This is a genomic window from Kribbella alba (assembly GCF_039529635.1).
GTDB classification, from domain to species: Bacteria; Actinomycetota; Actinomycetes; order Propionibacteriales; family Kribbellaceae; genus Kribbella; species Kribbella alba.
Window position 1 is genome coordinate 1,622,497 of the sequence record NZ_BAAANE010000004.1, and the last position, 22,647, is coordinate 1,645,143.

The following is a 22,647-nucleotide window of genomic DNA, read 5'->3' on the forward strand; positions in this document are numbered from 1 at the left end:
TCGGGCAGAATGAGGTTTCGGGAGGAGCGACTGTGACAGATGCTCATCTGGGTCTGGCGGGACAGCTCACCCGCCTGCCCCAGCGACAGGTACTGAGTGACGACGTCTACGAGACGGTCAAGGGCCTGATCATGGACAGCGTGGTCGAACCGGGCACCCGGCTCAACATCGACGCGCTGACCCGGGAGCTCGGCATCTCCCAGACCCCCATCCGCGAGTCGCTGGCCCGGCTGGAGTCCGACGGCCTGGTGATCAAGGAGCCACTGCGCGGCTACCGGGTGTCGTCCCGGTTGACCAAGGAGGAATTCGAGGACCTCTTCGAGTACCGCCTGCACATCGAGCCGTGGGCAGCCGGCCGGGCGGCCGAGCGCGCCGCCGCGGACGATCTGGTCCGGCTCAAGGACGAGATGCTCAGCTACACCGACGTCCCGGACCGGCCCGACTACGACAGCTACAAGGCGATGGCCGCACACGACCAGCGGTTCCACGACCTGGTGCTGGAACTGTCCGGCAACGACACCGCCCGGCAGTCCTTCGCCCGCACACACTGCCACCTGCACCTGTTCCGGCTGTACTACGGTGGCGGCATCGCCACCAAGGCACTTCGCGAGCACAAGACAGTGGTGGCGGCCGTCCGCAAGGGCGACCCCACCGAGGCGGCCGCCGCGATGCGATCCCACATCGAGGCCTCCCGGTCTCGGCTGAGGCCGATTTTCGACAAAGAATGATCTGACACCGCTAGGAGATTCTGTGGAACTGCTGCGCCTCGGCGCGGTCGGTGAGGAGCGCCCGTACGTGCGCGACGCCGACGGCACCGTCTACGACCTGACCTCCGTCACCGCCGACATCGACGGCGCCTTCCTCTCCTCGGACGGCATCGCGCGTGCCCGCGCCGCACTGGAGGCAGGCTCGCTCCCGGTGGTGGACGCCGCCGGCCTGCGAGTGGGCGCGCCCATCGCCAGGCCCGCGGCCGTGGTCTGCATCGGGCAGAACTACGCCGCCCACGCGGCCGAGTCCGGCGCCGAGCCGCCCGCTCAGCCGATCGTCTTCTTCAAGCACCCCAACACCGTCGTCGGCCCGCACGACGAGGTGCTGGTTCCGCGCGGCAGCACGAAGACCGACTGGGAGGTCGAGCTCGCGGTCGTCATCGGCAAGACCGCGCGGTACGTCGAGTCGGACGAGGAGGCGCTCGCCTGCATCGCCGGGTACACGGTCTCCAACGACGTGTCCGAGCGGGCGTTCCAGCTCGAGGTGTCCGGCGGCCAGTGGTCCAAGGGCAAGTGCTGCGAGACCTTCAACCCGCTCGGCCCGGCGCTGGTCCCGGCGGACGAGATCGGCGACCCGCAGAACCTCGCGCTCAAGTCGTTCGTCAACGGCGAGCCTCGCCAGGACTCCAACACCCGCGACATGATCTTCTCGGTGGCGGCCCTGATCCGCGACCTCTCGCAGTACATGACGCTGGATCCGGGCGACATCGTGAACACGGGCACGCCGGAAGGCGTGGCACTGTCTGGTCGGTTCCCCTACCTCTCACCCGGCGACATCGTCGAGTGCGAGATCGAGGGACTGGGGCGCCAGAAGCAGACCCTCGGCAAGGCTTAATCTCTCCGGCGTGACCCAGTCCTACCTGCATGACACCCGGACGTCTTACGACACCGTCGCCGCGGACTATGCCGAGATAGTGCGCGACGGCGGGCCGTGGGAACGGGCGACACTGGCGAGGTTCGCCGAGCTCGTGCAGCAGGGCGGCAGCGGTCCGGTCCTCGATGTGGGCTGCGGGCCGGGTCGTGTGACCGCCTTGCTGCACGAACTCGGACTGCAGGCGTCCGGTGTCGACCTGTCGCCAGGGATGGTCGAAGTGGCACGTCGGGACCACCCGGGGCTGACCTTCGCCGTCGGGTCGATGACGGACCTTGACCTGCCAGACGCCGGACTCGGCGGGCTCATCGCTTGGTGGTCGATCGTCCACCTCCCACCGGAAGTCCTGCCGGTCGCGTTCGCCGAGTTCCACCGAGTCCTGGCTCCCGGTGGAGAACTGCTGCTCGGCTTCCACGTCGGCGACGAACGCCGGCACAAGAAGTCCGGGTACGGCGGCCACCCGATGTCGCTGGATGTCTACCTGTTGCCGCCCGACCGGATCGCCGAACTGGCCACCGCCGCCGGCCTGATCGCGCACACCCGACTGATCACGGATCTAGAGGCCGCAGTCCCCCAGGCATGCCTGTTCTTCCGCAAGCCGGCTGCAATTCAGTAGCGCGGGTCAGTCACCTGCGCCACGCTCACCCCCATGACCTCCTCCGTGCGCACAGTCACCTTCGACACCCATGACCCCTACACGTTGGCGACCTTCTGGGCCGAGGTCCTCGGCGGCAAGCTCGCCGACGACGACTTCCCGGGCGATCCGGCCGCGACCGTCACCACCGACTCGATGACCCTGCTGTTCTGGCAGAACCCGGACACCAAGTCCGTCAAGAACCGGGTCCACCTCGATCTGGAGCCGGACGGGTCCCGCGACGAGGAGGTCGAGCGGTTGCTCAACCTCGGCGCCATCGTCTACGACGACCGGACCACACCCGACAAGCTGGAGCCGGGAGCACCCCTGGGCGCCGGCTTCGTCGTCATGCTCGACCCGGAGGGCAACGAGTTCTGCGTCCTCCGAAGCGCCGCCGAACGAGCCGCGACCAGCTGATCGGTGGGCTCCGTCAGCCGAGGACGAGGGACCACGAGCCTGCATAGGCGGAGAACCGGACCACCGAAAGCGGCCGCACGTCGACGTGCCGAAGGGACTCCGCCGGTGCATCGAGTACGTACAGCACCGCCGCGCGGACGACCGCCGGATGAACCACAGCCACGATGGTTCGTCGCCCTTGCCCAGTACTACGCTCCGCCTCCGCCTGGGCGAGATCGCCGAGCCAGTCGGCGACCCGGGCGATCAGGTCGTTCGCGCTCTCGCCACGGGGTGGTGCGGTATGCGGGTGGTCGAGCCAAGCGGCCACCGGCCCGGGATCCGCCGCGAGCAGTTCCTCGAGGTTCTGCCCGTTCCAGTCGCCGTACTCGCGATCGCGCAGCGCCTGCTCGATCGACGGAGTCAGCCCGAGCGCCTCCGCCGTCTTCAGTGCGGCCGGTTCTGGGCCGGCGAAGACTTCGTCGGCCTCGACCTTGAGTTCGCGGGCCGCCTCGACGCTGGACATATCCGGTTCGGGAGCTCCGCCCAGGACGAGACCTCGTAGCGCCGGCGTGAGGGCGTGCGCGACCAGCGTGAGTGTGCTCAAGCCGCAACCGCCTCAGCCTGGGTAGTGGCCGGCTTGCGGCGATCGATCACGGCGGCATAGCCGAGCCCGAGTAGCAGCCAGAGTGTCGTCTGCGTGCCGAGCGAGGCGAGTCGGAACTGCCAGAGCAAGGTGGCCGGGAACGAGCCGGGCACCTCGTTGATCGTCGGCAGGATCAGGTACGCCGCGACCACCGTCGCCAGGAAGGCGGATCCGCCGACGGCCAGTCGGATCCACTGGACCGGGCCGAACCGCAGCGCCCAGCGGGAGGCGGCGACTCCCGCCCAGACCGCGAGCAGGCCGATCACCAGCGTGAGCAGATAGGTCACTGTCCGCCTGGTGATCGTCTCGGGATCACCGACGGCGGGCGGGTTCGGCGGGTACTTGAGGAAAGGCACGAGCACGATCCCCACATAACCAGCCGCAGCCAGGCCGAGTGCGGCGTACGAGTCGCTGCTGGTCCGCAGTTTGCGCCGGAACAGGGCGAATCCGACCGCGAAGATGCCACCCAGCGCCACGCCGTACAGGGAGGTGGCGAGGAAGAGTCCGGCGCGCTGGCCGTCCCGGCTGACGAGGGGCTTCTCGTCAGGCTCGACGGGCACAGCGTTCCCGGCGGCATCGTGGGTGTGCGCGGCACCGGTCGCTTCTTCGATCGCGATCGCCGAGTCGATGTGCGGTTCGCCCATCACGTACGCGAAGGTTCCGGCCAACAGGCCGGCGAAGAGGCCGACGATCAGTCCGCGCACCAGGAGAGAAGCGAAGCTGCGCATGGCAGTCCTGTCTTTCCGAGGGCCCGCCGGTCCGGCGGGCCCTTTGTTTCCAGGGGCACTAGTGACAGGGGACGCCGAGCAGGTGCCGGCCGTCGTGCATCAGTTCGTGCAGGTACATGCCCGACTGGGACAGCGCGCCCTGGTCGAACGCGACCAGGTACGCGAGCATCAGCAACAGGCCCACGGTGAGCAGGGCGGCTGCGAGCAGGCGCGGCGATACGGCAGGCACGGCGACCGGGCGAGCGGAAACAGGTGTTGGCATCTGAACCTCCTGGGGAAGTGCGCGTCCCCTTCGAAAGGCTGCTGGTGTCCGAGCGTCCTGACTCACGAGCAGAAGCTCGCTCACAGTGGCGCGGCCGTACCGGACTTTCACCGGTTTCCCTCATGGCACCGCAGGTTGTCCCCCGAACCGTAGCCGCAGCCGTCTGTCAGGGTCAACGGAGCCGCGCGTCGCGGGTGAGGTTTCCCACCCGACAGCGTCTGGGCGCGGGGCGCGGGGTCAGCGGCTCCAAGGAGTAGTTCAGGGCGCCGTCGTACGGCGGCCTGCCTGGACGCCGAGGAGCGCGAGCACGGCCGGCAGTCCGAAGGCCGCCAGGTACGCCGTGGTCGCGGAGTGCGGCTCGATCGCGGCGAACAGCGAGCCGCAGATCGCCAGGATAGTTGCCGTCGACAATGAAGCGGCAAGCTGCCCGGCCGCACTGTTGGCGCCCTGCTCTTCGCGGCTGGAATACTCCAGGATCAGCACCGAGAGGGTCGGGAACACCGTGCCCATGCCGAGTCCGGCGAGCCCCCAGCCCAGGACTCCGACCAGCACAGGGACGTGCGGGTTCAGCGTCAGGGCCGCGGTCGCGATGCCGAGCACGAGCGAGATCATGCCCGCCTGCAGGAAGACACCGTGGGAGAACGGCTGGTTCGGGCGGCCGCGGTACCAAGAGGCAGCGGTCCAACTGAGCGCGCTGATCGTCAGAACCAACCCGGCGAAGGCAGGGGAAAGACCACGTTCGCGAGTCAGCATCAACGGCAGGAACACCTCGGCGCCGAACCCGGACGCAGCCACCAACCCTCGCAGAGCGATCGCCGCCGGGAGTCCTGCGCTCATCCGGAACGTCCCGCTGGGCAGCAACTTCGGCGCGAAGAAGATGACGCCGGTCAGTCCGACAACAAGCAGGAGCACCTGCAGGACGCCGCGCTGCTGACCACCGTAGTGAAGTAGACCGACAGCTACGGCTGCGGCGATCGCGATCGTCGCACGTTTGTCCCAGAGCCGCTGATCCCTTCGTTCCCTCGGTGCACTGGCGTGGGCGAGCCCCGGGCGCATCACCAGGACGGCCGGGATCGCCAGCACCGGTACTGCGAGGAAGACGATCCGCCAGCTGGTGTGCTCCACGACGAGACCGGCGATCGCGGGACCGACCAGTGACGGGACCACCCAGCCGGTGGCGAAGGCGGCGAAGATCCGGGGCCGGAGTTCCGCCGGGTAGAGGTGTCCGACCACGACGTACAGGGCGACCGTCAGGAGGCCGGCGCCGTAGCCCTGGATGATGCGGCCGGCAACCAACACCTCCATCGACGGCGCGAGACCGGCGATCAGCAGGCCGGCCACGAACCACGCGGTGCCGTGCCAGAGCGGGCGGGTCGGCCCCCTCAGATCACTCCAGGTGCCGGAGACGACGATCGCCACGACCCCCGCCGCCAACGGTCCGCCGAACGCGAGCGCGTACAACGACAGGCCGTCCAGTGCCTGCGCCACCGTCGGCATCGCGGTGGTCACCGCCAACGACTCGAACGCGACCAAGGTGACCAGAGCGACCATCCCGACCGTCAACGCCCTGTACTGCGGCGAGAGCACACCCACTCGGGTGCGCGGGATGGACTCCTCGGTGATCGTCGTCATGCCGAGTACCCTGGGACATCAAGTGGACTTGAAGTCAACTCTTCGACTTCAAGTCGACTTCAACTCACAGCGACGCAGCCAGGACCAGCGCGAGGATCGGCGGGCCGGCCTGCAGGACCGCGGATCGAGCCAGCTTGGGGTTCGAGGCGACCAGGACGATGCCGGCACCGGCCATGCAGGCGCAGGAGAACAGCGCGATCGCGTGACCCTTGTCCCCACCTGCGATCAGGCCGCCGAACGCACCGAGCGCCAGGAACAGGTTGTAGAAGCCCTGGTTGAAGGCCCACGGCTGGGCGATCTCGGCCTCGGCCCGGTTCGGGATCAGGAATCGCCTGTAGGTGCTCGGCTTCCGGAAGAGCAGGCTCTCCATGGCGAAGACAGCCAGATGGAAGGCGCCTGCCAGGCCGACGAAGATCTGCGCGACGGTGTTCACGAGCGAACCGTACCGTCCGCATGCCCCCGGCAACAGAAGGCGCGAGCGTCACGCAAAGGCCCAGGCCGCCCCGGTCAGAAGCCTGACTGGGACGGGCTTGGGCCCTGGTAGTGCTAGGAGGTCAGCGACCAGTGGAGGTCAGCGACCGCGGCGTGAGCCCCCGGAGCGGGTGCCTGCCGAGAAGGCTGCTGCACCTGCCGTGCGGGAGCTGGTCCCTGGCGTGGTGGTCGAGTAGCTCTTCGGTGCACCCGAGGAGCCCGATCCACCGCGCGCCGCGCCACGAGACTTGGTCGCCTGACCAGCCCCGCGCCCGCCGCCGGTTCCGCGCCCAGCTCCGGTTCCGGCTCCGCGTGCGGCCCCGGAGCCACGGCCGGCGCCTGCGCCCGGTCCGGCGCCGCGGCCACGACGCCCACGACCGCCCGCCGAGGCGGAGCCACCGGTACGACGGCCCGCGCTCGGCTCGATCGTGGTCTTCGCGACGGGAGCCACGAAGGTCCGCTCACCCGGCGCGAGCTCCGACAGCAGCGGATCACCGATGCGGAGTTTGGTCACCTTCGGCGCGATCCCGGCCTTCTTGGTCAGGTCTCGCACGTCGCGGACCTGGTCGTCCGTCATCAGCGTGACGACGGTTCCTTCAGCGCCCGCCCGCGCAGTACGGCCGGAGCGGTGCAGGTAGGCCTTGTGCTCGATCGGCGGATCGGCGTGGATCACCAGCGCGACGTCGTCCACGTGGATGCCGCGGGCGGCGATGTCCGTGGCGACCAGCGTGTTGGCCGAGCCGTCGGAGAACGCCTCGAGGTTCCGGGTCCGGGCTCCCTGGGACAGGTTGCCGTGCAGCTCGACGGCCGGAACGCCCTGAGCGATCAGCTTCTTCGTGAGCGACTTCGCGCCGTACTTGGTCCGGGTGAAGACGAGCGTGCGGCCCGGTGCGGCGGTCAGGTCGACCAGCACCGGCAGCCGGCTGTCGGCCTGGACGTGTAGCACGTGGTGCGTCATCTTCGCGACCGGCGACTGAGCCGAGTCGACGCTGTGCGTGACCGGGTTGGTCATGAACCGCTTGACCAGCACATCGACGCCTGCGTCGAGCGTGGCCGAGAAGAGCAGCCGCTGCGCATCGGCCGGAGTCGCCTCCAGGATGCGCCGGACCGCCGGCAGGAAGCCGAGGTCGGCCATGTGGTCGGCCTCGTCCAGCACGGTGATCTCGACCGAGCCGAGCTTCGCGTGCCCGGCCTTGACGTGGTCTTCGAGCCGGCCGGGGCAGGCGACGACGATGTCGACTCCGTTGCGCAGGCCGGTGATCTGCGGACCGTGCCCGACACCACCGAAGATCGTCATGGTGCGGAGCTTGAGCGCATCGGTCAGCGGCGTGATCGACGCCTGGATCTGCGTTGCCAGCTCCCGGGTCGGCGCCAGGATCAACGCCCGCGGGTGGTTCGGCCGGCGCTTCGTGCCGCTGGCGGCCAGTCGGGCCAACAGGGGCAGGACGAATGCGTAGGTCTTACCGGAACCCGTCCGGCCGCGGCCGAGCACGTCCCGGCCGGCCAGGGAATCCCGCAGCGTGGCCGCCTGGATCGGGAACGGGTGGGTCACACCCGTCGCCGCCAATGCGGTGACCAGCTGAGCCGGTACGCCGAGGTCGGCGAAGGTCAGGTCGTCCGGGACCACTGTCACCTCGAGCTCGTCGTACGAGCCGTTGCCGGCGACCGGCGTACGGCCGGTGCCGTTAGCACCATTCGTGCGAGTGGTCTGGTTGTTGCCGGCGTTGTTGCCGGGGGCACCGGAGCGGCGTCGGCGCCGCGGACGCGCTGGGGCCTCACCCTGGGCGCGTGCTGTCTGATCGGTGCGAGTGGAATCGGGCGTAGTGATACTGGGGCGGCGTGCCGCCATGTGGTACTCCAAGAAAGTCGAGGGTCGTCCTGCCCGGCGCGGCCAGGTGGGCTGCGGCGCGTGGTGGTCGACGCCAGCGCACGATGGGCGCTGGAGCGCGGTCCGAGGCAGAACTGGGCGGACCGTCACCGACAGTGTACGTCACCCCGGGATCGTCTGCGGAGAGTATCCGGGTGTGAGACGCACGATAGGTTCAACGCCGTGACCACCGCAGAAGATTCCGCCTTCCGCGCCGATCCGCCAACCGTGGCGGGTGAGCGCGAACTCCTGCAGGGTTTCGTCGACTTCCATCGCGGCACGCTGCTGTGGAAGACCTCTGGTCTGACCGGTGAGCAGCTGGCCACCCGCAGCGCCGAGCCGTCCACGATGAGCCTGCTCGGCCTGGTCCGGCACCTCACCGAGGTCGAGCGCTTCTGGTATCAGATCTGCCTCGACGGACGACCGGTGGAACCGCGGCTGTGGACAACCGAGCAGCCCGACGGCGACTTCGACCTGGTGGATCCGGCGCAGGCCGAGCAGGACCTCGCCGACTTCAAGGCGATCATCCGGACCTCGGACGAGATCGTGAGCGGGTACGACCTGGATCACACCTTCCGCCACCCGCGTCGCGACGAGGAGTACTCGGTGCGGTGGCTGTTGATCCACATGGTCGAGGAGTACGCGCGGCACAACGGCCACGCCGACCTGCTCCGCGAGCGCGTCGACGGCCTGACCGGCGAGTAGACCCGCGCCGGATAGCCTCAGGGCCTGGCGTCTCGTGCCAGTAGGCCGGATGGCCCGGACTTCCAGCACTCATCAACCCGGCCCGGCGACGGCCGCTGAGCCTTCTCCGAGCGTCAGCGGCGCGTGGTGGCGCGATGGTGGGGAGGTTGATGAGTGTTGGACGTCCGGGGACGGCCGGTGACACGGGAGGATGCGGGCATGGAGATCGCGGGGTGAGCGGGATGCGGGAGCGGCATCTGGACCGGTGGGTCGACGGGTACCGGCGCGCCTGGGAGTCGAACGATCCGGCCGACATCGCGGCACTGTGGACCGAGGACGCGGCGTTCTACCGGCGGCCCGACGAGGAGCCGGTGCTCGGGCGCGACGCGATCGTGAACGCCTGGCTCGAGGTCGCGGACGCGCCGGGCGAGACGACCTTCGAGTACCAGGTGCTCGGCTTCGGCGACGGCGTCGGCTTCGTCCGGGGCTGGACCACCTACCTGACCGATCCGCCGGCGGAGTTCAGCAACCTGTGGGTGATCCGCCTGGACCGCGACGGCCGCGCCCACGAGTTCACCGAATGGTGGATGGAAGCGCACTGACCGGGAGCCGGAGCCGTCTCCGGAAATTGCCCTGAGCAACATCTACACGATGGTGGTGGCAGCTGGTCCGAGCGAAATGGGGGCTGAACTTCGGCGCGATCCCTCGGCTGCGACCCGCGAAGGTGGGCCCCTTTCACTGGGAGCCGCTCAGCGCCGACCCGACGATCGAGGATCCCGGCTACCACAGCGCCGAAGGGATTGGCCGCCACAACCACCAGGAGGTCGTCGACTACCTCACGACGCTCACGGGCTGACAGTCAGGAAGACGAACGACCCGAAGATCATCAGGTGTACTGCGCCCTGGAGCAACGTGGCGCGGCCGGTTGCCAGGGTCAGCATGCTGACGACCACGGTCAGTGCGAACAGCACCAGCTCTTTGCCACCCAGGCCCAGCACCAACGGGCCGTCGAGCCAGATCGACGCCACCGCGATCGCGGGGATCGTTAGTCCGATGCTGGCGAGCGCCGAACCGAGGGCGAGGTTGAGGCTGGTCTGCAGCCGGTTGCGGAGCGCGGCACGAACCGCGGCGACCGTCTCCGGCAGCAGCACCAGCAGGGCGATCACCACACCGACGACGGCCAGCGGCGCGCCGGCCGACTCGACCGCGGACTCCAGCTTGGGTGACACGGTCTTCGCCAGCCCGACCACCGCGATCAGGCACAGGAAGAGCAACCCGAGACTGACCAGCGCCACGTTGCCACTCGGCGCCGCCGCGTGCGGCTCATCCTCCTCAGCTGGCAGATCCAACTCGTCTGGCAGATCCAACTCGTCTGGTGGATCCAAGGCCTCGATGTCATCGGAGACGGGCGCCGAGTAGGCGGGAGTCGTGAGAGTGACGGCGGGTGTCTCGGAAATATCCACCGGGAGGAAGTAGTCGCGGTGGCGGACCGTCTGCACGAAGACGAAGATCCCGTACATCACCAGCGACGTCGCCCCGGCGAACGCCAACTGCGCCGAGCTGAAGGTGGCCCCCGGCGTACTGGTCGTGAAGGTCGGTAGCACCAGGCTCAACGTCACCAGCGCGGTCATCACGGCGAGTGCGCTCCCGGAGGCGTGCACCCGGAACTCCTGCGTCTTGTGCCGCAACGACCCGACCACCAGCGCCAGCCCGAGGATCCCGTTGCAGGTGATCATCACGGCGGCGAACACCGTGTCGCGGGCCAGCGAGGCCGCCTTGTCACCACCCGAGGCCATCAGCGTCACGATCAGGGCGACCTCGATGATCGTCACCGCCAGCGCGAGGATCAACGTGCCGAATGGTTCGCCGACCCGGTGCGCGACCACCTCGGCATGGTGGACCGCGGCGATCACCGCCGCGCCGAGACCGGCGCAGACCAGGATCAGCAGTACTGCGCCGAGGTCGCGGCCCCAGGACAGAGCCAGGACAACGAGAGCGAGCGGGGGCACGGCCAGACTCCAGCGCGGCAACCCATCGACCACCGTGTTTGTCATCCCCCGCGAGTCTAGGCGCCCAGCCGGAAACCGGTTGGCAGCTGCCGCTGGGGAGGTGATGCTTTTCGCATCATGGAATCCACTTTGCAGATCAGAGCAGCGTCCGCCGAGGACTGGCCGGCGATCTGGCCGTTCTTCCGCGAGATCGTCACCGCGAGCGAGACCTACGCCTACGACCCGGCCATCACCGAAGAGCAGGCGCGCGGGCTCTGGATGTCGCCGTCGACGGCGAGGCAGAGCCGGACCACCGTCGCGGTCGATGCCGACGGCACCGTTCTCGGCAGCGCCAACATGTACCCGAACCGCCCGGGCCCCGGCGCGCATGTCGCCAGCGCCAGCTTCATGGTCGACGCCTCGAAGCGCGGCAAGGGAGTCGGACGCGCCCTCTGCCAGGACATGATCGACTGGGCCGGGGCCGAGGGCTTCCGCTCGATCCAGTTCAACGCGGTCGTCGAAACCAACGAGCATGCGGTGAAACTGTGGCAGGACCTCGGCTTCCAGATCATCGGCACCGTCCCCGAAGCCTTCCACCACCCGAGCAAGGGCTTCGTCGGCCTCCACGTGATGTACCGCCCGCTCTGACGTCCTTGCGTCCGAAGGAGCGAGGGGCAGGACCCGCACTTCTTCGGACGCAAGCAGGGGGCAGTGCAGAGCTAGCGGCGTTGGGGGCCGCGGAAGGTGACGTAGAGCAGGGAGACGCCGAAGGCGGCCACGATCGGGCCGACGACGGCCCACAAGGTGCTGCCGGTCATCGAGCTGCCACTGATGTAGCCGAGGCCCTGCAGCGTCCACACCACGCCGGCGACAGTCAGCAGTACGCCCAGCGCGACCAGTACGGCCTTCTTCATCACGGGTCCCCTTCAGCAGGCGAGGGTCAGCCTAGCTCGACTGGATGCGGGCGCAGACCAGTTCGATGGACTTGGCCAGGTCATCTCCGCTTGGTGCCTTGTCCGGGTCCAACAGCCAGAGCACGACCACGCCGAGCAGCAGAGCCTGCAGGAACGTGCCGACCTGCTGCACCGTGGCCTCGTCCAGGTCCGGGTCGACCGCACCGAACATCGTCGCCACCCCTTCCCGCGCCTCGCCTCGCAGATTCGACAACTGCCGAAGCAACTCCGGCTTGTGCGCCCCCAGGCTGAGCACCTCGAACTGGGTGATCCACAGCGCCCGGGTGCTGGGCGTGGAGAGCGTGTCCACCGCATGCCGCCAGGTCTGCACGAACCGCTCGCGCGCCGTGGCGTCGGCTCCCAGCCCGCCGGCCATCGCCGCGCCGACCTCCGCACCCCATTCGTCCAGCGCCTGCCGCATCGCCTCGTTCATCAGCGCTTCCTTGGACCCGAAGTGGTAGCCGATCGCAGCCAGGCTGACCTCGGCCGCAGTAGCGATGTCCCGCGCGGTCGTCCGGCTGTAGCCCTTCTCCTTCAGACAGGTCTTCGCGCCCTCGACCAGCGCCTCACGGTTTCCCATGCCCGGATCCTAACCGGAGTCTGGCACAAGCGTCTTGAACAGGCGTCTGAGATAGTCATACAGTCGCCTCACCAACGACTTGTAGGGCCAGCGACACCTCACCTGACCGTGGCGCAAGATGATCGACGAACTGCCGTTGACGGTCGGCAACAAGGTCGAGCTCAGGGAGTACGAAGCCCATGCCCGGCAGCCTGCAGAACCGCCGTCGTGAGAGCGTCCAGCACCGCCGAGTCGAGCTTCCAGTGCTGCCAGTAGAGCGGGACATCGACATACTTGCCGTTGGCAACTTCTACTAGCGAGCCAGCGGCGAGGTCGGGAGCGGCCACCTCCTCCTCGAGCATGCCCCAACCGAGGCCGAGCCGGAGAGCGCGAACGAACGGCCCCGGCGCGGGGATCGAGTGGACCGGCGGATCGAGGTGCCTTCTGGTGACCTTGCGGAGCAACCGGTGCTGCAGCATGTCCTTGGAGTTGAAGACGATCATCGGCGCGGCCGCGAGCGCCTCGGCCAGCGGACGGCCCGTCAGCCAGCGCTCGGCGTACTGGGGTGTGGCGACCGACAGATACCGCATCTTGCCGAGCGCCTGAACCCGGCAGCCCTGGACCGGCCGCGGATCGGCTGTCACCGCGGCCAGCACCGTGCCGTTGCGGAGTAGCTCGGCCGAGTGATCCTGATCCTCCTGGCGAACGTCGAACGCGGTCACCAACTCCGGCGGTACCGCGAGCAGCGCCGGGAGGAACCAGCCGTTGAGCGAGTCCGCGTTCACCGCGAGGGGCAGCCGCAGGCCTTCCACCTTGCCCTTGACGGCCGCGACCGCCTCGATTTCCAGCAGGTCCACCTGCCGAGCCAGCCGCAGCAGAGCCTCGCCCGCTTCGGTACTGCGAGCAGGCTTCGTCCGCTGGACCAGGACCTGACCCAGCCGGCTCTCGAGCGCCTTGATCCGCTGGCTCACCGCCGACGGGGTGATTCGCAGCCGTCGCGCGGCGGCGTCGAAGCTGCCCTCGTCGATCACGGCCGCGAAGGTGTCGAGCTGTGCGGAGTCGATTTGCATGATGAAGCAATGCTAATGGTGCTGTAGAATCTTTAGCTGGTCTGCTGCCTCGCCGGAGCTTACGTTCGAGGCATGCCCCTCCTCGCCGGCTTTGCCACGTCGCTCTCGCTGATCGTTGCGATCGGCGCGCAGAACGCGTTCGTCCTGCGCCAGGGGTTACGCCGCGAGCACGTACTGCCGGTGGTCCTGACCTGCGCCCTCTCGGACGCCCTGCTCATCTCGGGTGGAATCGCCGGCCTCGGCGCTCTCCTGACGAGCAGCCCGGCTGCTTTGAGCATCGCGAAGTACGGGGGTGCCGCCTTCCTTTTCGCGTACGCCGTGGTCGCCGCGCGGAGGGCCTTCCACCCGGAGTCGATGAGCCCGGCGGATCACGCTCCCGCCGCGTTGCGCAGCGTCGTACTGACCTGTCTGGGGTTCACGTATCTCAACCCGCACGTGTATCTCGACACGGTCGTGCTCCTCGGGTCACTCGCCAACCAGCGCGGCACGGACGGTCGTTGGCTTTACGGCCTCGGCGCAGTCGCCGCAAGCTTCGGCTGGTTCTTCGCCCTGGGGTATCTCGCCCGCAAACTCGGCCCTGTCTTCGCCCGGCCTCGCGCCTGGCAATTCCTGGACGGCACGATCGCCCTCATCATGGCGACCCTCGCCACCTGGATGGTGGTCCCTTCCTGACCGTCTCCAGCGCCAGAATGTCTTGGGTCGACGTGACGGTGTTGTGTGATGCGGTTGCGGTGTTTCCGGAGGCGGTGGAAGTCGCCCTGCCGGGGCGGTCGCGCGAGCACCAGGAGTGGCCTGAGACCAACCTGCCGGGGACCAGGCGAATCAGCCCTGGCCCATCCACGACAGCTAGCCTCACCAAAGGTCGCGCCCCTGGTCCGCGCACCACAGCAACCCGCGCCGGGATCCCGGCTCGCCGAGGCGTGGCACGGCGAGGCCTGGCACGGCGAGGCTTGGCACGGCAAAGCTTGGGGATCCCGGGTCGGCGGGTCAGCGGTAGCCGGTGGTGTCGGCCGGCTTGCCGGGGTCTTGGACCTCGACGATGTAGCGCCACGCGTCGGGCTGACTGCCGTCGAGATCGGTGAAGCCGTAGACCTTCGCCAGTTCTCCACTGGACACGGACTTGCCGTTCCAGCGGGCGACCTCGGGGTCGGCGGCGAGGGCGGCGACCGCGCGGCCGACGTACGACGGGCTCTCAGAGATCGCGAAGTGCGGGATCGTCTCGGTCGCGTCCCGCCAGTGCTGCTCGGTGACGCCGAACCCGTCGAGCATCGCCTCCGATCGCAACCACCCGGGCGTCACCAGCACTGCCGTCCCCTCGTACTGCTCGAGCTCGTGAGCCAGCGCGAACGCCATCCGGCTCACCGCGCCCTTGGCCACGTCATAGAAGAAGGACACGCGGTAATGATCCGCGTTGTAGTCGTTGGTGCCGTCCGTCATCTCGACCACCAGGCCGCCCGGCGACCTGATCAGCAGCGGCAGCGCGAAGTGGCTGGTGATCGCGTGCGTCTCAACCCCGAGCCGCAACAACCGCAGCCCGGTGTCGAGGTCCGACTCCCAGACCGTCTTGTCCCACTCCGGCTCACCGGCCTGACCCCAGACGTCGTTCACGAGGACGTGCAGCGCACCCTGCTCGCGGTCGATCCGCGCGACCAGGTCCCGGACCTGATCCGGAACCAGATGATCAACCTGTACTGCGATGCCGTGGCCGCCCGCCGCGTCGACGAGCTCGGCGGTTTCCTCGATCGTCTCCGGCCGGTTCATCTCCGAGCGCTCCGCCTGCGTGGTCCGTCCGGTCACATACACGGTCGCCCCGGCAGCGCCCAGCTGCACAGCTATCCCCCGCCCGGCTGCTCGCGTCCCTCCGGCAACCAACGCCACCTTCCCCGCCAATGGCTTCTCACTGCCATCGCCCATCACACCCGCCACCTCCATCGCCATCGGCATCCAGGCCGTCCTTGCCGCCCCGCGCTGGCCATACGTTGTATGATTTTGTATCATACGACGTATGGTTACTGCTGGCAAGCCCGGGGCCGGTCGATCGGGGCGACCGCGGTCAGGGGAGGAACGGCTCAGCCGGGGGGCGATTCTCGAGGCGGCATTGCGAATCGTCGACGACGAGGGCATCGAGGCGATGACGATGCGCCGGCTCGCGTCGACGCTGGGGGTCAACCCGATGTCGATCTACCACCACCTGCCCAACAAGGCCGCCGTGTTCGCGGGTCTGGCCGAGCTGGTCTTCTCGCAACTCGACATCGCCGACGCCGGCGACGAACTGCCGTGGCAGGAGCAACTGAAGAACGCGGCGCGGGCGTATCGCAACGCCCTGCGAGCTCATCCGAACCTCGCGCTGCAGGTCCTGTCCGATACGTCGGCCGTCTCCGAGGTCGTGGTCGCGACGGTCGAACCGTTCTACCGCGCACTGGAACGGGCCGGGCTCTCGCCGCGGCAGATCTTCGAAGCGGTCAACACCCTCGTCGATTTCATCCACGGCTTCATGCTCGGTGAAGCGGCGGTCCGGGCCGAGACGTTCGACCTGGCTCCGGACCTCCTCGCCCGAGTCAACCTCCTGCCGCCCGGCAAGGCACCAGCGCTGACCCGAGTCGTCGAAGCCCTTGGCGAGGACGGCCTCCACTACGACTTCGACACCGGTTTCGAAACCGCCCTGACCCTCCTCACCAACGGCATAACGGCCACCCACTCCACGCCCTGACCGCGCACCACACACCGCTGCCGGCCAGCTATCCCGCCCTCGCGCCACGTGATACCCGCGCCTGAAGCTGGGACTAGTCGGGCGCGGTCGTGATTGAGGTTGGTGCTGCGGGGGCCCGGCGTCTGGTGCGGGAGATGGCAACACCAAGAAGGCAAAGTGCTCCGCCCGCGAAGGCTAGCGGGGCCGGTGTCTCGTCGAGCAGGAGCCAGGCCAGCAAGATCGTCAGCGGCGGTACCAGGTACGTCGTTGCTCCCATCCGGCCCGCGCTGGTTCGTGCGAGGGCGTAGGCCCAGGTGGTGAAGGCGAGCGCGGTCGGGAATGCTCCTAGGAACACGATCCACCAGATGGTCGAGGCACGTGCATCGGCCGTCTCGCTGATGAGCGCCGGCGCGAACGGAAGACAGCTGATCGCGCCGATCGTGCAGGCCAGCCAGGTCACCTCCAAGGCCGGCAGCCGCCCGAGCAGCGGTTTCTGCGCCACCACTCCGATCGCGTAGGCGACCGCCGCCGCGACGCAGAGGATGACTCCCCACGTCTCGGCCTTGCCTTCCGATGACGACGTGCCGATCAGGACGACCCCTCCGAAGGCGGCGATGCTGCCGATCACCAACTGACGCGGGAATCCTTCGCCCAGCAACACTCCGGCGAGCAGCGCGATCAGCAGCGGCCCGATGTTGACGAGCATGGCGGCGGTTCCGGCGTCGAGGCGTTGCTCAGCCTCGTTCAACGCCACGTTGTAGGCGCCGAACCACAGCAGTCCGCAGACCAGCAGCAGCTTCCAGTCGCGCTTGGCGGGCCACCTGCGCGGTCGCGTGAAGACGAAGGCTCCCAGCAGCAGGCTGCCGACGAGCAACCGCCCGAGCGACAACGCCCCAGCCGAGAACTCGTGGCCCACATGCCTGATCGCCACGAAGGCAGAGGCCCAGAGCACGACGGTCACCGCTGCAGCACCCGCCGCAAGAACACTCTGCGGCCTATCGGTTGTCGTCACTCCCCGACCGTATGCGCCCCACCCTTCGGCCAACACCGAATAATCACCCCGCCCCGCCCTCCTGCGGTCGGCGACGGCTGGTTCACCGGGCCTTCGCGGCCGGGAGGACGGGGGCTACCGGGTTCCTTCCGACGCTGGGGGTGGGAGGGCAGCGGGGGTGATGAGGGCGGTCAGTAGGACGGGGATGGTCAGGGCGGCGACCAGGGCCGGGAGGGTGAACCGGAACGAGCCGAGGGCGAAGCCGGCGTAGACCGCGACGGCGAAGACCTCGGCGAACAACCCCGAGACCGACGTCACCGTGGCGCGGGCGGGTCCCTCGATCGCGTCCTGCAAACGAGCCTCGGCGACGATGATGACCAGCTGCATCAGTCCGTAGCCGACGGCGATCGGGACGAACCCCTGTACGGTTCCGCTCAACGAACCCCAAGCGATCAGCCCCGCCGTCGCGGCCAGCCCGACTGCGAAGATCGACGCGCGCAACCTGTAGGCCGGTCCTGCCAGCGCTCCACCAATCGCCTGTGCGGCAACGGTTCCGGCGATCAGCAACGGCACCAGGGTGGTCGATGCGCCGACATCCCTTGCCAGCAAGGGGAAATACTCGTCGAACGCCAGGAATCCGCCCAGCAGCGCGACCAGGGCAACGGCCTTGCGAACCGGCCGACTGGTCGCCGCCTCGGCCAGTCCCGAGCGCAGCATCGATCCATACCGCCCGAGTGGTCCGGAGCCAGACTCCACCTCCTCTGTTTCGTCCGCCGTGGCGACCCGGGTCGCTTCCGGCAAGGACAACGCAACAACCAGCTGAGCAAGACAGCTGAGCACGCTCACGGCACCCGCCAACTGGTAACCACCGAGCTTGTACAGCGGAGCTGCCAGCGCGGTAGCCGCCAGGTTGAGAACGAGCGCGGCCGCTTTGGCCCGACTGATGAGCCCGGCATACCTGTCGGTGCACCCGCGCGCGGCCAACTCGTCGTACACGAGTGCTTCGAAGGTTCCGGAGATCAGCGCGGAGCTGGCTCCCCAGAGGATGAAGCCGAGCGCGAACCCGGCGTACGAGGGGACGAGGATCCAGCTGGCGTAGCCCAGCGCACTGAGCAGTGAGCCGAGAGCCAGCAACTTGCGCCGGGAGAACACGTCCGCCCAGGCACCCGAGGGCACCTCGAGCACGAACGCGGTCGTGGACCAGATGATGAACAGCGTCGACACTTGCGATGCCGACAACCCGTGATCGGTGAACAGCAACTGGTAGAGCGGATACAGCGGGATGAAGTCCTGCAACGCCGCATACGCGATGATGCGGGCGGACAGGCTCGGTGGTACGCGGTCAGGGCGTCAAAGGTGCGGGCTCGAGTACGTCATGCCTTAAAAGATATGCGTGAAGTCACCGGTCGAACAGGCCTTTTGTTCCGGGTGTGGACAAGTGCAGCACCTGGTACCGCGTGCCGGGCACGGTCCCCGGTTCGCCACTCCACAAGGTGAAGTGAACGAGCTCCCACCGACTCGGATCCACAGCGATCGCCGTGCTGTGGACACCCGGCATGGCGGCCGTCTTCTCCAGCAGCCGAACAGCCTCGGCGACTGGCTCGGCAGGATCCACATCAGGCGGAAGCAGTTGGGTGTGCTTCGTCGCCGAGAGCGCCGGCTGATCCACAGCCGACCCGCGACGAGCCTCGACACCGGTCCAGTGCCGCACGCTCGGCCGTCCGAACGACTTGCAGATCCCACTGAAGAACCCGCCACCCCAGAGGAAGCGCCCCATCCCCGCCGGATCCTTCCACAGGTAGAAAGGCGCGTACTGGTTCGCGATCGCGCCGTTCGCCTGGTCCTGTACCAGGTACGCCTTCACCCCCAGCCCGTCGAAGTCGTCCGTCCGCGCGCCCAGCGTCTCCACCCGCCGCCGGATGATCCCCATGTCGTAGTCAGCCGGCAGATTGATCTCGTACTGCATCGCGTACACAGCCACACCCCTCTCGTCGACTTCCGAACATACTAGTAGGTACAGCCCCACACTCTGGAGGGTCAGCTGCCGGGTTGTTCGGCCACTGGCGGGAAAATGAGGCGCTATCGGACGAAGAAGCCGTTATCGGTGGCCGGGATCCAGCGGCACCTGCGAGGCGGCCGGGCTTGGCGCCGGAGCCAAAGAATTGGCAGGCGGAAGGTGGCTGGGTCGGGGCAGGCTAGGGACCGCGGTCAATCTCGAAGTTTGAGCAGACCGGCGTCGGTGGGCGAGAAGCCGCAGGCCGTCAGGTAGAAATCGGCGAGCTGCGGTTCGAAGTCGACGTGCAGCCACTCGCAGCCGGCCAGGGTCGCCTCCTGAGCGGCGGCGAGCACGAGCTGCTTGCCGATGCCCTGTCGACCATGCGATGGATGGACCGCGGTGTCGAGGATGATGGCGTGCGCGCCACCGTCCCAGCAGACTCCGACGAAGCCGATCAGCTGATCGTTGCTGAAGGCACCGACCCAGGTGAGGGCGTGCCGCTCCAGCCGCGCCGCCCAAGGTTGCACCTCGACCGCGGACCCGAACGCGAGCGCATGCAGAGTCGACAGTTCGGTGTCGTCAACGGGGAAGCGGACTCTGATCTCCACGTCGAGAGACTGCCCGTCAGGCGGCGGGGTGTCGACCGAATTCGGGCGAGGCCTCGGTGCTGATCAGGACGATCGTGCTGCCGGCGGTGACCCCCAGCGCGTCCCGCTGACCCGCGGCGAGCGCCGCGCGGAATCCCGCCAATGTCGCGGCCCCGCTTGCGCCGGACGAGATGCCTTCGCCGCCGAGATCCGCCACGGCTTGGATCGCCTCGTCCTCTTCTACTGTCACCGACGCGCTCAGCCCTGCCTGGAGGACTGGCCACGCGAGGCTGGATGGCGTGCCGCAGTTCAGGCCTGCCATCACGGTCGTGCCGGTAGAGACAGTGACGGGTTCGCCGGCTTGGAGGCTGGCTGTGATGCAGGCGGCTCGTGCTGGCTCTACTCCGAGTACTACCGGCGCGCTCGACCCGCTTCGGTAGTGCGTGACCGCTGCCTGCGCAACAGAGCCGACACCCATCGGTACTACGACCAGGTCAGGCTGCAGGTCGATCTCCCGGAACAGGGTCGAGTACCCGTCCACGATGCGCTGCGGGACCACCTCGTACCCGGGCCAGGCCGAGTCCTGGATCAGCACCCGGTTACCGGTGGCCGCCGCGGCTGCAGCAACCACAGCAGCGTCGTACGAATCGGGTATGAGGGTGACGCTCGCACCCTCGGCGCGGATGGCTTCGATGGACTGCTCGCTGACCACGTCCGGAACGTAGATGTGGGCAGCTAGACCCAGCAGGGAAGCCATGCGAGCTACAGCGCGGCCGTGGTTGCCGTCGGTCGCAGTGACGAGCTCGACTGGCCCGGCGAGATCCTGCAGGGTGCGGTGGATCGCCCACCACGCACCGAGCGCCTTGAATGCGGGCAGGCCCAACCGCTGCGACTCATCCTTCACCAGCACGCGGCCAACCTCGAGCTCCTCAGCCAGGGACGGCACCTCGCGCAGCGGCGTGGGTGCGTAATCAGCCAGGCCCTGGTGGAAGGTCAGGACCTCGGCAGGCGCGGGTGTCGTACGCCAGGACCGCGCGGCGGGATTGCTGTGCCAGAGCACCGCCTGGATCGAGCGGGGCTCAGGCGACCAGGGCGAAGGCCTGCGCCGAGGTGGAGTGAGCGTTCGGAGCGGACGCGATCCGCTGCGGGGACGAGTCTGCCACCCGGATCGACGTGGTCTGCAGCCGAATCGGCAGCGTGGACCGGACCACGGTGGCCAGGTCGAACTGCACCTCGGCGAGCAGGTCGGTCAGCTCGAGCTCGAGCGCCCGGCAGATCGCCGCGAGGATCTCCGAGGACGGCTCCTTGCGGCCGCGCTCGATCTCGGACAGGTACGGCACGGAGACCTGGGCCAGCTGGGCGAGCTCGCGCAGGGTGATCCCCCGCTCGCGCCGCAGCCGGCGGAAGACGTTTCCGATCACCTGGCGTAGCAACACGTCTGGGCCCTCCTCGGTCCGTGGTCCTGTACCGAGTGTGCCATCCCCGCCGGGTCTGCGGTGGGCAGATCTGCCACGGGCAGATTCCCGGGACTCCCGGGCGGCGCGGGGCGAGGCTGGACGACATGAGCGAGACCAAGCCACTGAATGCCCTCGACAACCACATCTACCAGCGCCTGCTCTGGCAACGCATCCTCGTGCTCGGCGACGAGATCAAGGACGAGAATGCCAACGCCCTGTGCGCCCAACTGATCCTGCTGAACGCCGAGGACCCGACTGCTGACATCTCGCTCTACATCAACTCGCCAGGCGGGTCCGTGTCGGCCGGGCTCGCGATCTACGACACGATGAACTTCATCAGCAACGACGTCGCGACGTACGCGATGGGACTGGTCGCTTCCATGGGCCAGGTGCTGTTGACCTGCGGTGCGCCGGGCAAGCGGTTCTCGCTGCCCCACGCGCGGATCATGATGCACCAGCCGCTCGGCGGCATGGGCGGGACCGCGACGGACATCAAGACCCAGGCAGAGCAAGCACTGCTGGCCAAGAAGGACCTGGCAACCCTCCTGGCCGACCGCACCGGGCAACCACGCGGCCGGATCGAAGCCGACTTCGACCGGGACCGCTGGTTCACGCCTGGCCAGGCGCTCGACTACGGAATCATCGACAAGGTCCTGACCCAGCCGGCGCCCATTCCCGCCTGATCACTCCCCTCCTAGCGCCGGCGACACCGCGCGGGTGATCAGCTTCAGCTGAGGCCGCCACCCCACGCGGCGTCGCGCGTAGTCAGCGGGCTCCCTCGATTGCTCTTGAGGATGGAATCTTCTGCAGCTTCCACCCCATTGTTCCGAAGAAAATTTGTCCACAGGTCTATCCACACGCTGTGGATTCTGTGGATGAGCCTTACAGTGGGGGCATGCCGAAGGATCGTCGGACGCCTGGACCGGCCCCGCAGCCGGTGCCTGCTGCGCTCGACGAGGTCGATCAGGAATTGGTCCGGCTGCTGACCGCCGACGGACGAATGCCGAACAATGCGCTGGCCGAGGCGACCGGGATCGCGCCGTCGACCTGCCTGACCCGGGTCCGCGCGCTCCGCGACCGGGGCGTGATCCGTGGCTTCCACGCGGATGTGGACCTGGCCGCGCTGGGACGCCCGCTGCAGGCGATGGTGGCGATCCGGATCAGTGCGCATTCGCGCGACGAGATCGATCGGTTCCGGGCGCAGGCGCCGCGCCTACCCGGCGTACTCGCGCTCTTCCACGTCAGCGGCGCGAGCGACTATCTGCTGCACGTGGCCGCCGCGTCCCCCGACGCCCTCCGCGACTTCGTCCTGGACCACCTCACCGCGGACCCCGCCGTCGTCCACGCCGAAACCAGCCTCATCTTCGAACACATCCGCGGCACATCGAGCTGACTCCACATA

At 68.3% G+C, this 22,647-nt stretch carries 28 protein-coding genes and 1 riboswitch; of the genes, 11 read left to right on the top strand and 17 right to left on the bottom strand.

The window, feature by feature from the left end; genetic code table 11:
* Positions 1–32 precede the first annotated feature (32 nt).
* From ABD210_RS14535 to ABD210_RS14550, 4 genes are read left to right on the top strand one after another with little or no spacing between them, the layout of a single operon-like run.
* Entirely contained in the window at positions 33–728 is a 696-nt protein-coding gene (locus ABD210_RS14535; protein ID WP_344111815.1) for a GntR family transcriptional regulator, read from the top strand.
* A gap of 22 nt (positions 729–750) precedes the next feature.
* On the top strand, positions 751–1,602 hold the full coding sequence (locus ABD210_RS14540) for a fumarylacetoacetate hydrolase family protein (RefSeq protein WP_344111816.1): 852 nt from the start codon (positions 751–753) through the stop codon (positions 1,600–1,602).
* Between the two features lie 10 nt (positions 1,603–1,612).
* The gene (locus ABD210_RS14545; RefSeq protein WP_344111818.1) at positions 1,613–2,254 is read left to right on the top strand and encodes a class I SAM-dependent methyltransferase; all 642 of its coding nucleotides are present in this window, start codon (positions 1,613–1,615) and stop codon (positions 2,252–2,254) included.
* A gap of 33 nt (positions 2,255–2,287) precedes the next feature.
* A complete protein-coding gene (locus ABD210_RS14550) occupies positions 2,288–2,689 on the top strand; it encodes a VOC family protein (RefSeq protein WP_344111819.1) in 402 nt (133 codons plus the stop codon).
* A gap of 13 nt (positions 2,690–2,702) precedes the next feature.
* Here ABD210_RS14550 and ABD210_RS14555 read toward each other — a convergent pair whose 3' ends face one another.
* The 6 genes from ABD210_RS14555 to ABD210_RS14580 form a co-directional block, all read right to left on the bottom strand.
* Complete coding sequence (locus tag ABD210_RS14555; protein WP_344111820.1) at positions 2,703–3,272, bottom strand: histidine phosphatase family protein; 570 nt, start codon at positions 3,270–3,272, stop codon at positions 2,703–2,705.
* Positions 3,269–4,039, bottom strand: a complete 771-nt coding sequence (locus ABD210_RS14560; RefSeq protein ID WP_344111821.1) for a CbtA family protein — start codon at positions 4,037–4,039, stop codon at positions 3,269–3,271. The genes ABD210_RS14555 and ABD210_RS14560 overlap by 4 nt, the downstream gene beginning before the upstream one ends.
* Positions 4,040–4,097: 58 nt before the next feature.
* The gene (locus ABD210_RS14565; protein ID WP_344111822.1) at positions 4,098–4,301 is read right to left on the bottom strand and encodes a CbtB domain-containing protein; all 204 of its coding nucleotides are present in this window, start codon (positions 4,299–4,301) and stop codon (positions 4,098–4,100) included.
* A gap of 52 nt (positions 4,302–4,353) precedes the next feature.
* A riboswitch (cobalamin riboswitch) is annotated at positions 4,354–4,420 on the bottom strand.
* Positions 4,421–4,559: 139 nt separating this feature from the next.
* Positions 4,560–5,933, bottom strand: coding sequence for an MFS transporter (locus ABD210_RS14570; protein ID WP_344111824.1), 1,374 nt, complete (start codon positions 5,931–5,933; stop codon positions 4,560–4,562).
* Between the two features lie 64 nt (positions 5,934–5,997).
* On the bottom strand, positions 5,998–6,366 hold the full coding sequence (locus ABD210_RS14575; protein ID WP_344111826.1) for a DUF1304 domain-containing protein: 369 nt from the start codon (positions 6,364–6,366) through the stop codon (positions 5,998–6,000).
* A gap of 138 nt (positions 6,367–6,504) precedes the next feature.
* Entirely contained in the window at positions 6,505–8,253 is a 1,749-nt protein-coding gene (locus ABD210_RS14580; RefSeq protein WP_344111827.1) for a DEAD/DEAH box helicase, read from the bottom strand.
* A gap of 201 nt (positions 8,254–8,454) precedes the next feature.
* Here ABD210_RS14580 and ABD210_RS14585 point away from each other — a divergent pair, with 201 nt between their 5' ends.
* Positions 8,455–8,976 (top strand): DinB family protein, encoded by a 522-nt coding sequence (locus ABD210_RS14585; RefSeq protein WP_344111829.1) that lies wholly within the window; start codon positions 8,455–8,457, stop codon positions 8,974–8,976.
* Positions 8,977–9,197: 221 nt separating this feature from the next.
* Positions 9,198–9,557, top strand: a complete 360-nt coding sequence (locus ABD210_RS14590) for a nuclear transport factor 2 family protein (RefSeq protein ID WP_344112060.1) — start codon at positions 9,198–9,200, stop codon at positions 9,555–9,557.
* 243 nt (positions 9,558–9,800) lie between these two features.
* Here ABD210_RS14590 and ABD210_RS14595 read toward each other — a convergent pair whose 3' ends face one another.
* Positions 9,801–11,009: a calcium:cation antiporter gene (locus ABD210_RS14595; protein WP_344111830.1), complete on the bottom strand. Its 1,209-nt coding sequence runs from the start codon at positions 11,007–11,009 to the stop codon at positions 9,801–9,803.
* Positions 11,010–11,081: 72 nt separating this feature from the next.
* On the opposite strand from ABD210_RS14595, the gene ABD210_RS14600 reads away from it, so the two are divergent.
* Positions 11,082–11,591: a GNAT family N-acetyltransferase gene (locus tag ABD210_RS14600; RefSeq protein ID WP_344111831.1), complete on the top strand. Its 510-nt coding sequence runs from the start codon at positions 11,082–11,084 to the stop codon at positions 11,589–11,591.
* Between the two features lie 71 nt (positions 11,592–11,662).
* Here the strand turns inward: ABD210_RS14600 and ABD210_RS14605 are convergent, their stop codons facing one another.
* The 3 genes from ABD210_RS14605 to ABD210_RS14615 all read right to left on the bottom strand — a co-directional run bounded on the left by ABD210_RS14605 (position 11,663) and on the right by ABD210_RS14615 (position 13,525).
* Positions 11,663–11,857, bottom strand: coding sequence for a hypothetical protein (locus tag ABD210_RS14605; RefSeq protein WP_344111833.1), 195 nt, complete (start codon positions 11,855–11,857; stop codon positions 11,663–11,665).
* A gap of 31 nt (positions 11,858–11,888) precedes the next feature.
* On the bottom strand, positions 11,889–12,476 hold the full coding sequence (locus ABD210_RS14610) for a TetR/AcrR family transcriptional regulator (RefSeq protein WP_344111834.1): 588 nt from the start codon (positions 12,474–12,476) through the stop codon (positions 11,889–11,891).
* A 161-nt stretch (positions 12,477–12,637) separates the two neighbouring features.
* Positions 12,638–13,525, bottom strand: coding sequence for a LysR family transcriptional regulator ArgP (locus ABD210_RS14615; RefSeq protein ID WP_344111835.1), 888 nt, complete (start codon positions 13,523–13,525; stop codon positions 12,638–12,640).
* A 72-nt stretch (positions 13,526–13,597) separates the two neighbouring features.
* Here ABD210_RS14615 and ABD210_RS14620 point away from each other — a divergent pair, with 72 nt between their 5' ends.
* The gene (locus tag ABD210_RS14620) at positions 13,598–14,197 is read left to right on the top strand and encodes a LysE/ArgO family amino acid transporter (RefSeq protein WP_344111837.1); all 600 of its coding nucleotides are present in this window, start codon (positions 13,598–13,600) and stop codon (positions 14,195–14,197) included.
* Positions 14,198–14,512: 315 nt separating this feature from the next.
* Here the strand turns inward: ABD210_RS14620 and ABD210_RS14625 are convergent, their stop codons facing one another.
* Complete coding sequence (locus tag ABD210_RS14625; RefSeq protein ID WP_344111839.1) at positions 14,513–15,469, bottom strand: SDR family oxidoreductase; 957 nt, start codon at positions 15,467–15,469, stop codon at positions 14,513–14,515.
* A gap of 61 nt (positions 15,470–15,530) precedes the next feature.
* Here ABD210_RS14625 and ABD210_RS14630 point away from each other — a divergent pair, with 61 nt between their 5' ends.
* Positions 15,531–16,235, top strand: a complete 705-nt coding sequence (locus ABD210_RS14630) for a TetR/AcrR family transcriptional regulator (protein ID WP_344111840.1) — start codon at positions 15,531–15,533, stop codon at positions 16,233–16,235.
* A gap of 73 nt (positions 16,236–16,308) precedes the next feature.
* Here the strand turns inward: ABD210_RS14630 and ABD210_RS14635 are convergent, their stop codons facing one another.
* The 6 genes from ABD210_RS14635 to ABD210_RS14660 form a co-directional block, all read right to left on the bottom strand.
* Positions 16,309–17,226, bottom strand: coding sequence for a DMT family transporter (locus tag ABD210_RS14635; RefSeq protein ID WP_344111841.1), 918 nt, complete (start codon positions 17,224–17,226; stop codon positions 16,309–16,311).
* Positions 17,227–17,340: 114 nt separating this feature from the next.
* Complete coding sequence (locus ABD210_RS14640) at positions 17,341–18,501, bottom strand: MFS transporter (RefSeq protein ID WP_344111843.1); 1,161 nt, start codon at positions 18,499–18,501, stop codon at positions 17,341–17,343.
* 103 nt (positions 18,502–18,604) lie between these two features.
* Entirely contained in the window at positions 18,605–19,186 is a 582-nt protein-coding gene (locus ABD210_RS14645; RefSeq protein WP_344111845.1) for a DUF4865 family protein, read from the bottom strand.
* Positions 19,187–19,413: 227 nt separating this feature from the next.
* Positions 19,414–19,809, bottom strand: coding sequence for a GNAT family N-acetyltransferase (locus ABD210_RS14650; protein WP_344111846.1), 396 nt, complete (start codon positions 19,807–19,809; stop codon positions 19,414–19,416).
* A gap of 16 nt (positions 19,810–19,825) precedes the next feature.
* Positions 19,826–20,848 carry a pyridoxal-phosphate dependent enzyme gene (locus ABD210_RS14655; RefSeq protein WP_344111847.1) on the bottom strand — a complete coding sequence of 341 codons (1,023 nt, stop codon included), beginning with the start codon at positions 20,846–20,848 and terminating at the stop codon, positions 19,826–19,828.
* A gap of 19 nt (positions 20,849–20,867) precedes the next feature.
* Complete coding sequence (locus ABD210_RS14660; RefSeq protein ID WP_344111848.1) at positions 20,868–21,224, bottom strand: helix-turn-helix domain-containing protein; 357 nt, start codon at positions 21,222–21,224, stop codon at positions 20,868–20,870.
* Positions 21,225–21,349: 125 nt separating this feature from the next.
* Between ABD210_RS14660 and ABD210_RS14665 the strand changes: the two genes are divergently transcribed.
* Positions 21,350–21,928, top strand: coding sequence for a ClpP family protease (locus tag ABD210_RS14665; RefSeq protein ID WP_344111850.1), 579 nt, complete (start codon positions 21,350–21,352; stop codon positions 21,926–21,928).
* Positions 21,929–22,140: 212 nt separating this feature from the next.
* Positions 22,141–22,638, top strand: coding sequence for an Lrp/AsnC family transcriptional regulator (locus ABD210_RS14670; RefSeq protein ID WP_344111851.1), 498 nt, complete (start codon positions 22,141–22,143; stop codon positions 22,636–22,638).
* Positions 22,639–22,647: the final 9 nt, after the last annotated feature.

Excerpts from the sequence above, each read along its gene's own strand:
- ABD210_RS14550 (WP_344111819.1), top strand. The coding sequence starts at position 2,288 with ATGACCTCCTCCGTGCGCACAGTCACCTTCGACACCCATGACCCCTAC.
- ABD210_RS14605 (WP_344111833.1), bottom strand. The coding sequence starts at position 11,857 with ATGAAGAAGGCCGTACTGGTCGCGCTGGGCGTACTGCTGACTGTCGCC.
- ABD210_RS14590 (WP_344112060.1), top strand. The coding sequence starts at position 9,198 with ATGCGGGAGCGGCATCTGGACCGGTGGGTCGACGGGTACCGGCGCGCC.
- ABD210_RS14570 (WP_344111824.1), bottom strand. The coding sequence starts at position 5,933 with ATGACGACGATCACCGAGGAGTCCATCCCGCGCACCCGAGTGGGTGTG.
- ABD210_RS14565 (WP_344111822.1), bottom strand. The coding sequence starts at position 4,301 with ATGCCAACACCTGTTTCCGCTCGCCCGGTCGCCGTGCCTGCCGTATCG.
- ABD210_RS14595 (WP_344111830.1), bottom strand. The coding sequence starts at position 11,009 with ATGACAAACACGGTGGTCGATGGGTTGCCGCGCTGGAGTCTGGCCGTG.
- ABD210_RS14665 (WP_344111850.1), top strand. The coding sequence starts at position 21,350 with ATGAGCGAGACCAAGCCACTGAATGCCCTCGACAACCACATCTACCAG.
- ABD210_RS14610 (WP_344111834.1), bottom strand. The coding sequence starts at position 12,476 with ATGGGAAACCGTGAGGCGCTGGTCGAGGGCGCGAAGACCTGTCTGAAG.
- ABD210_RS14670 (WP_344111851.1), top strand. The coding sequence starts at position 22,141 with ATGCCGAAGGATCGTCGGACGCCTGGACCGGCCCCGCAGCCGGTGCCT.
- ABD210_RS14560 (WP_344111821.1), bottom strand. The coding sequence starts at position 4,039 with ATGCGCAGCTTCGCTTCTCTCCTGGTGCGCGGACTGATCGTCGGCCTC.
- ABD210_RS14620 (WP_344111837.1), top strand. The coding sequence starts at position 13,598 with ATGCCCCTCCTCGCCGGCTTTGCCACGTCGCTCTCGCTGATCGTTGCG.
- ABD210_RS14600 (WP_344111831.1), top strand. The coding sequence starts at position 11,082 with ATGGAATCCACTTTGCAGATCAGAGCAGCGTCCGCCGAGGACTGGCCG.
- ABD210_RS14630 (WP_344111840.1), top strand. The coding sequence starts at position 15,531 with ATGGTTACTGCTGGCAAGCCCGGGGCCGGTCGATCGGGGCGACCGCGG.
- ABD210_RS14580 (WP_344111827.1), bottom strand. The coding sequence starts at position 8,253 with ATGGCGGCACGCCGCCCCAGTATCACTACGCCCGATTCCACTCGCACC.
- ABD210_RS14615 (WP_344111835.1), bottom strand. The coding sequence starts at position 13,525 with ATGCAAATCGACTCCGCACAGCTCGACACCTTCGCGGCCGTGATCGAC.
- ABD210_RS14625 (WP_344111839.1), bottom strand. The coding sequence starts at position 15,469 with ATGCCGATGGCGATGGAGGTGGCGGGTGTGATGGGCGATGGCAGTGAG.